Origin of the sequence: Paenibacillus sp. FSL H3-0286 (assembly GCF_045040705.1) — a bacterium.
GTDB lineage: Bacteria > Bacillota > Bacilli > Paenibacillales > Paenibacillaceae > Paenibacillus_AQ > Paenibacillus_AQ odorifer.
In genome coordinates this window covers 1235427-1247511 of sequence record NZ_CP150285.1, presented here as the reverse complement: position 1 = coordinate 1247511, position 12085 = coordinate 1235427, and the positions used below count along the sequence as shown (strand labels likewise).

General features: G+C 45.6%; 9 protein-coding genes. 2 read left to right on the top strand and 7 right to left on the bottom strand.

Features of this window, described 5'->3' with window-relative positions; translation table 11 throughout:
- Positions 1-2: 2 nt before the first annotated feature.
- The 7 genes from MHB37_RS05370 to MHB37_RS05340 form a co-directional block, all read right to left on the bottom strand.
- Positions 3-302, bottom strand: a complete 300-nt coding sequence (locus tag MHB37_RS05370) for a hypothetical protein (RefSeq protein ID WP_081386495.1) — start codon at positions 300-302, stop codon at positions 3-5.
- 147 nt (positions 303-449) lie between these two features.
- A complete protein-coding gene (abc-f, locus tag MHB37_RS05365) occupies positions 450-2300 on the bottom strand; it encodes a ribosomal protection-like ABC-F family protein (protein WP_405169018.1) in 1851 nt (616 codons plus the stop codon).
- A 378-nt stretch (positions 2301-2678) separates the two neighbouring features.
- On the bottom strand, positions 2679-3590 hold the full coding sequence (locus MHB37_RS05360; RefSeq protein WP_076129557.1) for a L,D-transpeptidase family protein: 912 nt from the start codon (positions 3588-3590) through the stop codon (positions 2679-2681).
- A 1863-nt stretch (positions 3591-5453) separates the two neighbouring features.
- The gene (locus MHB37_RS05355; protein ID WP_036680409.1) at positions 5454-6422 is read right to left on the bottom strand and encodes a sugar phosphate isomerase/epimerase; all 969 of its coding nucleotides are present in this window, start codon (positions 6420-6422) and stop codon (positions 5454-5456) included.
- On the bottom strand, positions 6423-7154 hold the full coding sequence (locus tag MHB37_RS05350; RefSeq protein ID WP_076186759.1) for a ThuA domain-containing protein: 732 nt from the start codon (positions 7152-7154) through the stop codon (positions 6423-6425).
- Between the two features lie 51 nt (positions 7155-7205).
- Positions 7206-8282 (bottom strand): Gfo/Idh/MocA family protein, encoded by a 1077-nt coding sequence (locus tag MHB37_RS05345; RefSeq protein ID WP_076129559.1) that lies wholly within the window; start codon positions 8280-8282, stop codon positions 7206-7208.
- A gap of 6 nt (positions 8283-8288) precedes the next feature.
- Positions 8289-9242, bottom strand: coding sequence for an AraC family transcriptional regulator (locus MHB37_RS05340; protein ID WP_076129560.1), 954 nt, complete (start codon positions 9240-9242; stop codon positions 8289-8291).
- Positions 9243-9588: 346 nt separating this feature from the next.
- Here MHB37_RS05340 and MHB37_RS05335 point away from each other — a divergent pair, with 346 nt between their 5' ends.
- Complete coding sequence (locus MHB37_RS05335; protein ID WP_036680403.1) at positions 9589-10593, top strand: LacI family DNA-binding transcriptional regulator; 1005 nt, start codon at positions 9589-9591, stop codon at positions 10591-10593.
- Between the two features lie 155 nt (positions 10594-10748).
- Positions 10749-12014 carry an ABC transporter substrate-binding protein gene (locus tag MHB37_RS05330; RefSeq protein ID WP_076129561.1) on the top strand — a complete coding sequence of 422 codons (1266 nt, stop codon included), beginning with the start codon at positions 10749-10751 and terminating at the stop codon, positions 12012-12014.
- Positions 12015-12085 lie beyond the last annotated feature (71 nt).

Genomic DNA, 12085 nt, shown 5'->3' with positions numbered 1-12085 from the left:
GCTCAGCCTAGCCCTATCGGCAGGATTATTAGTCCTATAGAAATTACGGTGATTATTCTTGTGGTGAGGAGCGTTAGCTTTTTATTTTTCTCTGATTTATACCAGCCCTTAAACTGAAAATGATTCCGGTACAGCATAAAAAATACAAATAAATTCCCGAGTCCCATACTCCAGTTATACACGGGCTGACCAAATATCAATTGATAGATCAATCTTTCTGCCCAACCCAAAACTAACAAAGTCAGCACAAGCAATATACACAAGCGAAGTAATTCCAATATAAAAGAGCCCAATTTCAGCAATTCTGCAACCATCCTCTCAAGATTTCTTTATCGCTAAAAAAATCCACATTCCTCCAAATTATACACCTTACACCTTACGACTCCTACCTAAAAACACAACCTGCCCAAGATAAATTTATCCTGAGCAAGGTTGTGTTTTTTATCAGCTTAGGAGGATAAGGGTTTCCCCTCGCCCCTTAGTTCCTGTATTTGTCGCTGCAAATTAACGATTTCCGCCACTAGCGCTGCATTCTCCGCCTCAGAATCCACACTGCTACTCTGAATCAGCTGATTCAGACGCAGCTGCAGGAGGGCAAGGTCATCCTCCCGAGCCTGTTCTATACCAGTAAGCAGACGGGTTCTGTCTTTTTCGAAGTATTCAGCATACGTTCCTTGAAAAAACTTTGGTGCCTGAGACGGCTCTAATATCACCAAGCGATTAGCCACTTTAGAGTGAAGATAACGGTCATGCGAGACCATTACTAACCCGCCGGGATACACCATAAGTGCCTCTTCTACTCGTTCCCTAGTGTCAATGTCCAGATAATTAGTGGGTTCATCTAAGACCAATAGATTTGCTTTTCCAAAATACAACTTGAGGAAAGCTACACGGCATTTCTCCCCCAGACTCAAATCCCCAATCCGTTTAAATACATCGTCCCGCGTAAATAAAAAGCAACCCAGAATTGTCCGCGCCTCCGTCTGGGTCATTCCCGGCAGTTCAAGCAAGCTATCCAGAATCGTAGAGTTCATTTCTAAGTTATCTAGCTCTTGTGCAAAATAACCGATTGTCGTCCGTGGATGCAGCCGCACTTCACCTTTTGTAGGCTTATTGATCCCTGCAATCAATTTCAGCAGCGTAGACTTTCCAACACCATTAGGACCCAGAATAGACAGTCGGTCTCCCCGGTTTAGCGACAAACTGAAATCCCTAAGAAAAGGCGCACTCCCCTCATAGGCAAACTCTATCTCACTGAGTGTCAGTAAAGAATCTGCCAGAAACTCTTCGCTTTCCAGCTTCATCTTCAGCTTGCCAGTCTCGCGGGGCAATTCTACACGGTTCTTATTTAACCGTTCCAGTGCAGCTTCCTTGGCATGGAAACGAGACACATTTTTCTTGGATTTCGAACGCAGAAAATCATTTTGTCCGGCAGCACGATGCGCTTGCTGGAACCATTCTGCATACCGCCTAATGCTCTCCAGCAGCTTCTCCTTTTCTTGCTCCTGCTTTTTATATTGTCCCTCCAATGTTCTCAGCTCTATAGTCTTCTGCTCCCGGTATTGTGTATATCCACCCGAATAACACCGGCATCCCTCCGGACTAAGCTCCAGCACAGACGTCGCAGTTCGATCAATAAATGTTCGATCATGTGATACATAAAACACGGTTCCAGGGTATGTGCACACCCAATGCTCCAACCACTCCATCGTTTCTCCATCTATGTGATTGGTCGGTTCATCCAGAATCAATAGCTTGGGCTGCCGGGCTAATAATGCTGCTAATTGCACCCGTGTCTTTTGCCCTCCACTAAGTGAGGCGTATGGCAAATCCCAGACTGCATGTTCAAGCTTGAGCTGCTTTAGACTTTTTTCCGCTTTGACCTCCCAGCCATATCCATCAAGCTGCAAGTAACGATCGTACACCTCTGCATATTCAGCCAACTCAGCTTCGTTATCAGCTTTCTGCTCCTGCAGTCTCTGACTGAGGGCTTCCAGCTGGCGTTTTAATTCAGGCAGCTGTGCTGACCCTGAAAGAACGTAGTCCAATGCGGTTACTTCCCCCGGTACCTCAAGCTGTTGATCGAGCACACCCCATTCTTCAGATGGCAAACCATGATAGATACTTCCCTCTTCAAAAGTAAGCCGACCGATCAGCCCCTTAAGCAGTGTGGTTTTGCCAATCCCGTTTCGTCCGAATAAAAGCACGCGCTCTCCCTCTGCTATCTCAAAGGATACCTCCTTAAATAAAGGGATCCCATTCCATTCCTTACGTAAATTCTTCACTTTAATTATAGTCATCTTTCATTCCTCCGATTTCATTGCAAATAAAAAACCGCAGCCAGCGGTCTGCGGTCGAATAGCGTATGAAGGGGGAATGTGCCCAGACATGGATAGACTACGGCCGTGTTCACCTGCTGGATGCAGAGTAAACCAACACAATAGATAGAACTATCCATATAAAAGCATCGTAAGACCCCCGACCGACGCACGTATCCCTGACCGTTATCACCCTGCGCGGGTGCTCCGTGACTTGTGCATATGCACTTCACAAACTTTATGGTCTGTTTCAGGAAACGTGTTAGTTATTCATCAGTCGGTGGCCCTCCGTAATTGTCCGTATTTTAGAATAAGTACAGTATATAACAATTTAAATCAGAAATAAAAGGCCAAGAACAATTATAACTTAATCTTTACCACCTGAGTCTGCGCATTCCACTGCACCTGAACAGCGAATAAATCAGGTAAGATACTCAGCGGAATTAGTAATCGGTTATTTTCGTTGCGTGACGGTAAAATCGTAATGGATTTCCCATTCACAATAGCCTTATTGGATAATGGCTTATGTGTCACCGTACGATTGCCGATCGTAATTATCAGTGCTCCTGTCCCCGCTTCACTCTGCAAAGTACCACCCAGTAAGGCCACGGATTCTCTCAGCGGAACAAACACACGGGAATTTTCCAATATAAAAGGATCCTTCAGCTTTGTTGTCGTCCCATTGATCTCAAAAGTCCCCGCAAACTTATTACTTCCCACAGAGTACCCGTTTTTAGTTGCAATATTCTCCATAGCCAGTGTGCTCGTTGTAATGATAACTCGAGTATTCTTGGCTACTTTTGGATACAGCCAATGAATATCATCATTATGCATTCGAATACAACCAGCGCTAACATACTTCCCTATCGATGACTCATTATTATTGCCGTGAATCGCATACGTCGTGCCATAGGTCCCGTTCACTTCCAGCCCCAGCCAGCGGTCGCCAAGCGGATTGGCCGGATCCCCACCGGGAATTTTCTCTTTGTAGTAGGGTCTGTTTTTTACTTTAACCACCATTTTGAAGCTACCTTCTGGCGTCAGTTCCTTCGACTTCCCTGTGGCAACCGGAAAAGTCTTCACCAGCTTGCCGTCACTGAAATACGCGAGTTTGTTTGTTTTTTTGTTCACGATGATCAGATCTGAGCCAGCAGCTTCCACCCTTCCAACTCCTGTAAAGCAAGCAGCGAACAAAAGTCCAAATACAAGCATCAGTTTAATGTTCCGCTGTAAAAAAGTTTGAAACCGGCCTCCCGAAAAGCATAAATTCATCTTGCTCCACCTCCGTTATATAAAGACGAAATCATTTCAAATATGTTGCGTACCAGCCTGTACCTATTCTTTTCAACTCGTCCACTCCCGCTTGACGCAGAGATTGCAATACTGTAACCAGTGAATGCATGACAAAAAGCCGATCTTTAGATACGCAAAGATCAGCTAGCGCATAAACACATAAGTTGCGGACTCCAGGGCCCCTATTTGCAACTATTGCGCTGTTTTGGGATGTTATCGGACTCCAGCGCAGTTATTTGCTCAAAACACCTCGAATTCCTTGCTCTTCACGACCAATAACGTCTCTCGGGTCCGAAACTCGCCCCATAAACCCTAAAACACGCGAATAGCTGCATCTGAGTCCGTTAGCACAGTTCTACCTTGTTCTTTCCTACGTCTCATACATTTCCGCCCTATGTCTCATACATTACTGCGTCTGCTCATTTGCCCGTTACCGTTAGCACAGTTACCTACCACATCTCCACCACGCTCCGCTCCAGCCCCAAACTAACTGCGCTGCACATTTGCCCGTATCCCATTCTCCCGAAGCTCAACGCATCAGCGCATAAGTCGCGGACTCCAGAGACCCTATTTGCAGCAAATTCGCTGTTTTGAGATGCTATCGGACTCCAGCGCAGTTATTTGCTCAAAAACCCTCGAATTCCTTGCTCTTCGGGACCAATAACGTCTCTCGGGTCCGAAACTCGCTCCAAAAGGCCTAAAACTCGCGAATAGCTGCATCTGAGTCCTTAGCACAGTTTTGCCTTGTTCTTTCCTATGTCTCTATCATTTCTGCCCTATGTCTCATACATTTCTGCGTCTGCTCATTTGCCCGTTACCGTTAGCACAGTTACCTACCACATCTCCACCACGCTCCGCTCCAGCCCCAAACTAACTGCGCTGCACATTTGCCCGTATCCCATTATCCCGAAGCTCCACGCACCAGCCCCCAAACTAACTACGGTTTTACACCAACGAAGATTAGCTAGCGCATCAGCGCATAAGGCGCGGACTCCAGAGACCCTATTTGCAGCAAATTCGCTGTTTTGAGATGCTATCGGACTCCAGCGCAGTTATTTGCTCAAAAACCCTCGAATTCCTTGCTCTTCGGGACCAATAAGGTCTCTCGGGTCCGAAACTCGCTCCAAAAACCCTAAAACACGCGAATAGCTGCATCTAAGTCCGTTAGCACAGTTACCTACCACATCTCTACCACATCTCCACCACATCTCCACCACGCTCCTGACGCTCCTGACGCTCCTGACTCTCCAGCCCAAACTAACTGCGCTGCACATTTGCCCGTATCCCATTCTCCCGAAGCTCAACGCACCAGCCCCCAAACTAACTACGATTTACCGTTGAAAAATAGCTAACGCATCAGCGCATAAGTCGCGGACTCCAGAGACCCTATTTGCAACAAATCCGCTGTTTTGAGATGCTATCGGACTCCAGCGCAGTTATTTGCTCAAAACACCTCGAATTTCTTGCTTTTCAGGACCAATAAGGTCTCTCGGGTCCGAAACTTGCTCAAAAAGGCCTAAAACACGCGAATAGCTGCATCTGAGTCCTTTGGCAAACCAGTTAGTTTCAGGTTGGTTTCTAGTTTGTTTCCAGTACATTTCTGGTTAGTTTCTAGTTCGTTTCTTATTAGCTACTACTCGTCCCTACCTCGTCCCTACCTCCTCCCTATCTCTTTGTCAGCTCGTTTCTACTCCCTTCCGTTCTTCCTTCCGCTCTTCCGCTCTTCCGTTCTCCCCTCCCGTTCTCCCGTTCTCCCGCTCTCCCGCTCTCCCTACATCCCCATTACATGCAAAAAAAAGCCTTGATTCTCTAAATAGAGAATCAAGGCTTTCTAATTCGACCTTACACCCACCACATACCCTGAGGCTGGTCATGAATAAGAATGGATTGCAAATTGGTTACTGCACGTTGGAAGCCTTCGTCAACCGTCATAAGAGGGTCTTCATGCTCGATGCTCACCACGTAATCATAACCGTAAGTGCGCAGCGCGCTCATGATATCTGACCACTCAGATATGCTGTGGCCGCAACCAACGGAGCGGAAGGTCCATGCGCGGGTCTGCACATCGCCATAAGGTTGCATATCGGTCAGACCATACATATTGATGTTGTCCTGATCCAAGTAAGTATCCTTGGCATGGAAATGGTGAATCGCACCAGCTTTACCGAGAATCTTAATGGCACCTACAGGATCAATACCTTGCCACCACAGATGGCTCGGATCCAGATTAGCTCCGATAGCATCGCAGGTTGCTTCTCTAAGCTTCAAAATCGTATAAGGAGTATGGCACAGGAAGCCGCCATGCAGCTCGATGCCGATCTTAACGCCATGCTCCTCGGCCAGCTTGCCGATTTCCTTCCAGTAAGGGATCAGCTTATGCTCCCACTGCCAGGTTTTGATGTCGCTGTACACGGTAGGCCAAGGTGTGACTGGCCAGTTCGGTGCTTTTGCCTCATCGCTGTCCCCAGCCGTTCCCGAAAAAGTGTTCACGACCTTAACACCCATGAGTGAAGCCAGCTTGATCGATTTACGGAGAATTTCATCCCCGGCGCGGGCTTCTTCTTTATCTGGTGAAATCGGGTTATTATGGCAACTGAAGGCACTGATCATAATGCCACGCTTCGTGAACTTTTCCAAATATTCTTGACGTGCTGACTCGCTCGCAAGCAGCTCATCTGTCGGACAGTGAGCATTACCGGGATTACCGCCCGAGCCGATCTCTACCGCATTCAAACCTGCGGCGGCGATTTTATCTAGCATCTCGTCAAGACTCAAGCTTCCAAATACAGGATCAAATACGCCTAATTTCATTTATACGACCACCTTTTCTTTGATAGGCTCTAAGGCTTCAGAATGTCCGTAAACCGGATAGTCACGTTTCGTTGGTGCACACCAGTTCACGCCATTGATGATAACTTTTTGAATATCCTTGTTGTAATAGGTTGGATAAGATTCATGACCAGGCTGGAAATAAAAGATCTTCCCGCTGCCTCTACGGTAGGTCGATCCGCTTGGGAAGACGTTGCCGCCTTCGAACCAGCCGACAAATACAAGACTCTCTGGTGCTGGCACATCAAAATGCGCACCGTACATTTCCTCTTGCTCCAAGTCGATGTATTCACCAATGCCCTCAGCAATCGGGTGACTTGGATCCATGACCCACAGACGCTCCTTCTCCTCAGCTTCACGCCATTTCAGATCGCAGCTGGTGCCCATTAATTTAATAAAGATTTTGGACATATGGCCCGAATGAAGCACTACAAGTCCCATACCTTGCAGCACTCGCGCATGTACACGATTTACAATCTCATCACTTACTTCATGATGGGCGATATGTCCCCACCAGATCAGTACATCCGTGTTATCCAATACCTCTTGCGTCAGTCCGTGCTCTGGTTCATCCAGCGTAGCTGTCTGAGTGTCCAGTCCTGCCTCTTGAAGAAAACTTGCCAGTTGTCCATGAATACCTTGCGGATAGACCTTAAGAATTCTTTCTTCCTGACGTTCATGACGGAATTCATTCCATACGGTTACTCTTGTCACTTGAGACACGCTCCTAGTTCATATTTATCTATGACCATCGAATTTGCTTGATTATTCAAAAAACACAGGCATTCCAGTTTCAGAGGATTTATAAATAGCCTCCAAGATGCGAGTCACAACCAACGCCTGCTCCGGCTTCACTACAGGCTCGGTGTCATTTACAATGCTGTCAATCCACTGAGCTGCCTCTATCACCGCAGGATCATCTCCTGCACCATCATAAAAGTCGACGCCACCGGCATCCAGACCGATATGCTTTTCAAAGGTTTTACCGTAGGCTTCTCCGTTAATGCGCAGACCCTTCTCCATATCTGCTCCGCCTTCAGTCCCACAAAGTACCGTTTTGGCCTCACCGACATCGAGTGTATTCAGTGCCCAGCTTGCTTCTAAGACGATGGTAGCCCCATTCTCCATAGTGATGAATCCAATGGCGGAATCCTCCACTGTAAACTTCTCAGGATCCCACGGGCCCCAAGCATTTGCAGCATTTTTACGACCGGACAGCTTATGATAAGCGTTGCCCACGACATATTTAGGTTTGTAATTATCCATCATCCACAGGGTCAAATCGAGCGCATGGGTGCCGATATCAATCAACGGACCGCCGCCTTGCGCTTCTTCATCCAAAAACACACCCCAAGTTGGGACAGCGCGACGACGGATAGCCTTAGCTCTGGCGTAATAGATCTCACCAAGCTCATTATTCTCACATACCGCATGCAGATAAGCTGAATCTGGTCTGAAACGGTTCTGATAACCGATGGTCAGCTTTTTCCCAGTTCGCTCTGAGGCCTCGATCATCGCTTGTGCTTCTGCCGTGGTTTTAGCCATCGGCTTCTCACACATTACGTGTTTGCCTGCTTCCATAGCCGCAATGGAAATCTCCGCATGGGAAATGTTCGGCGTACATACATGAATCACATCTATACTTGCATCGTTAAGAAGCTCTTTATAATCTGTGTAAACTACGGACTGCTCATCTCCAAACTCCGCTTTTGCCTTCTCGGCACGTTCAGCGACGATATCACAAAAAGCAACCATTCGCGCACCTTCTACTTTTTTTAACGCTGGCATGTGCTTGCCGTTCGCAATACCTCCGCAGCCGATAATTCCTACTGTTAAAGTCATTCTGGTCTAACCTCCACTTATTCCTGTTTTGATATCTCTATCATACAAATCTGAGGAAGGGCTTTCTTCCTGTAATCTTGCTGTATTATTCCCGAATATTGTCTTGTGGTATTTCAGCGGGGATATCCCCGTTGCTTCCTTGAAAAAATGATGGAAGGTCTTCACGCTGCCAAACCCGGCTGCTTCCGCCACGGCAGACATCGGCAGATCTTCATTGATCAAGATCCATTTGGCTTTGTTAAGCCGGTATTCGTTTAAGAACGCGATAAAGGTCATGCCCGTGTTTTTCTTGAACAATTTGGTAAAATAATAAGGGCTAAAACCCATATAATTAGCTACCTCATTCAGCGAAATAGCCTCCTGATAATGCTGCTCCACATAAATAAAAATCCGCTCTAGTCTCTCCAGTGTTTCTCTGGATTGATTCAGTGTATCTTCTGAGAACTTAGGCTGTTTATTGATCGGACTTTTCGGTACCTCACGTAAAATAACGGTCAGCAGTTCAAATAATCTAGCCTTGATTAGAAAAACATACCCTTCTCTTCGCTGTACATCTTCCTCGTAAATACTCTCAATCAGCCCTTTGACCTTCGCGGCAGTTGCCACGGGCCATCTAGAACTGGAATACTCCATAAGCGTAAAGACCTCACGAAGTGAGTAGTCATTACCGTTCAAAGCGGCTACTTCTTGAAACAAATTCAGGTCAAATTGAATCACTACCCGTTCGCTCTCAGGTGAAGAGAGAAAATAATGCACATCCCCACCATTGATAAACTGAACTTCACCCTGCTCCATGTGAATAGGGGTATCGTTAATTCCCAGATTCAGGCTTCCTTTGGTAACATAGATAATTTCAATTTCTTTATGCCAATGCGGATAACACAACGTATCACCATTGCAGAGTAAACTGCGGTAAGGAAAGTGCTTATCCACATCCGGAATCTCGAGATAAATATTCATAAATGCAACTCCTTATCCGAGTAAATCATTATAACCAGGGCTTGCATGCCATATTTAAAAATTTTACGTAAGCGTTTACTCTCTAAATGTTAGACCTCCAATATTCTTTTGTCAATTCCGATATTTCTAAGTAAATTTTTGGTATATACATTGGTTTCATTCCTATTAAAATATTACTGCTCTTGCGTAGTTTTGATCATTTTTTTATTTTTTAAGTACAGTTGACAAAAGCGCCTACCAGCATTTATATTCGGGGTAAGCGTTTACGTTCTCTTCTTTCATAACTTACTCTCATCAGCGTAAGCGTTTAATTCAAGGATAACCGTAGTTTAAGGAGCTCATAGGAATGAACCCAACGATTAAAGATGTTGCACAGAAAGCGAACGTTTCCATTGCCACAGTCTCTCGCGTGCTAAACAATTTAAGTGGGTATTCGGACAAAACGAAACAAAAGGTAAATGAGGCGATCAAAGAAATTGGTTATCAACCCAATGCGATTGCACGGGGTCTAATCAATAAGCGTACACAAACCATTGGTGTTATGTTCCCTAGTGTTTCTGGTGCTTTCTCTTCCGATCTGCTCAAAGGTATTGAAGAATTGGCCAATGACCGGAACTACAGTGTGATGGTATGCAATACCGATCAGGACGGTAAAAGAACGTTGAAGTACTTACAGCTCCTGAGAGAGAAACAGGTTGATGGCATTATTTTTTCTAGTGAAGTCCTTAAGAAAGAATATTACGATGTGCTCGAAACCATGAGGATCCCCGTTGTATTGGTCTCTTCCCAAACAGAATTCGCCAAGGTCCCTTATGTGAAAGTAGATGATTATCGAGCAGCTTTTGACGCTATCCTCTACTTAATTTCAAAAGGTCACCGCAAAATAGCCATGATTAGTGGAAACCCTAGCGATCTTATCGCTGGTGCGCCAAGAGCAGAAGGTTATAAGCATGCGCTTGAAGCAAATGGTATTCCTTTTGACAGCCGCTATCTTGCTTACGGAGATTTTTTGTATGAGAGCGGAAGTATAGCTATGGAGACTCTTTTGGAGCAAGCGCCTGATGTGACTGCCGTTTTTGCTGCTAGTGATGAAATGGCGATTGGTGCCCTCTCTACCGTTATCAAAAATGGTCTAAGCGTGCCCGAGGATATCTCCATTATGGGATATGACGATCTTGGATTAGCCAAAATGGTTATTCCGCCTTTAACAACAGTACGCCAACCGCTGTACGATATTGGAAAGATCGCCGTGGAGAAGCTCATTCAGATGATTGAAACAGGCGAGTCTGTCAACAGCCAGATTGTCGATCACACAATTGTGGAAAGACAAACGGTAAGATCGCTTACCTAAGTCTTTTTATCAATATTACGTAAACGTTTACTGTTCACTTTATTGCATACCCGTCGCTTAGAAGAACACGAACATCATTTAAGTTTGCCGTCAACGTAAACGTTTACTCTTATCAAATTCACCATAATACCAACACATTATTAGGAGGATTTATCATGAAAAAAACAATTAAACCCGTAATGGTTAGTCTACTGGCTATGTCCGTGCTTAGCGCCTGCGGTAGCAATAGTGGTAACAATGCGGCTGACAACACATCTAGCGGCGGGAACTCCTCCGGTGACAAGGTAAAAATCGAGTTTTTCCAAAATAAGACCGAAGCCAAAGCCACCTTCGACAAGCTGGTTGCGAAATTTAATGAAGCCAATCCGAACATCGTAGTCACTCAAGTGAACCCACCGGATGCCGAAACAGTGCTGAAGACTCGTGCAGCTAAAAAAGACATCCCTGACGTGGTCGGTATCGGTGCCACTGACACCTACAAAACATTATCCGGAAGTGGTCTGTTTGAAGACTTCTCAAGTGATCCACTTGCTGAAAATATCCAGCCTGCTTATGTTCAAATGCTGAAAGACCTGACAGGTTCGAGCGAGCTGAATGGTCTTCCATTCTCTTCGAACGCAAGTGGTGTCATTTACAATAAAGCGATGTTCACTGAAGCCGGCGTTACCGTGCCAACCACTTGGGATGAGTTCATTGCCGTCGCTCAAAAGTTCAAGGACAGCGGTAAAAATGCTTTTTACCTGACCCTTAAGGATTCCTGGACAACCCTTACGCCGTTCAACTCCCTCTCTACAATCATTAAAGGCAATGATTTCTTCAAGCAACGTACTGAAGGTACTGTGACTTTCGCAGACAGCTTCACCGAAATTGCTGAAAAGCTGCTTAAGCTGACGGAGTTCGGTCAAAAAGATATTTTTGGAAAAGGCTACAATGACGGTAATACAGCTTTCGCTAAAGGTGAATCTGCAATGTATCTGCAAGGGGTATGGGCGATTCCAGAAATCGTGAAGGCTAATCCATCCATTGAGCTTGGTGTATTCCCTTTCCCAGCGACAAATGATGCTGCTAACAATAAGGTCATTTCTGGCGTAGACACATTGTTGACTATCTCTAAGAGCACTAAACATAAAGAAGAAGCTAAAAAATTCGTTGAATTCCTGCTCCAGCCTGAGAATGTCAGCCTCTACATTAACGAGCAAAAAGCATTCCCAGCCGTGCAAGGTGTAACTCAAGATGATCCAACAATGGACGGCTTCAAAGCAGCATTTACCTCAGGTAACTTGGCCGACTTTGCAGACCACTACATCCCAAGTGCAATGAAAGTGGATACCATCAATCAAGCCTTCCTGCAAAAGAAAGATGTTGATGCGTACCTGAAACAGCTTGATAAAGAATGGGATAAGGTAGCTGACCGGAAATAACGAGACCTGACAAATAAGAGCCGAGAAAGAGAACGGGACTCCCCCTTCTCTTTCTCTTTTCCAAGGAGGAT

Excerpts from the sequence above, each read along its gene's own strand:
- MHB37_RS05335 (WP_036680403.1), top strand. The coding sequence starts at position 9,589 with ATGAACCCAACGATTAAAGATGTTGCACAGAAAGCGAACGTTTCCATT.
- abc-f (WP_405169018.1), bottom strand. The coding sequence starts at position 2,300 with ATGACTATAATTAAAGTGAAGAATTTACGTAAGGAATGGAATGGGATC.
- MHB37_RS05355 (WP_036680409.1), bottom strand. The coding sequence starts at position 6,422 with ATGAAATTAGGCGTATTTGATCCTGTATTTGGAAGCTTGAGTCTTGAC.
- MHB37_RS05345 (WP_076129559.1), bottom strand. The coding sequence starts at position 8,282 with ATGACTTTAACAGTAGGAATTATCGGCTGCGGAGGTATTGCGAACGGC.
- MHB37_RS05360 (WP_076129557.1), bottom strand. The coding sequence starts at position 3,590 with ATGAATTTATGCTTTTCGGGAGGCCGGTTTCAAACTTTTTTACAGCGG.
- MHB37_RS05340 (WP_076129560.1), bottom strand. The coding sequence starts at position 9,242 with ATGAATATTTATCTCGAGATTCCGGATGTGGATAAGCACTTTCCTTAC.
- MHB37_RS05330 (WP_076129561.1), top strand. The coding sequence starts at position 10,749 with ATGAAAAAAACAATTAAACCCGTAATGGTTAGTCTACTGGCTATGTCC.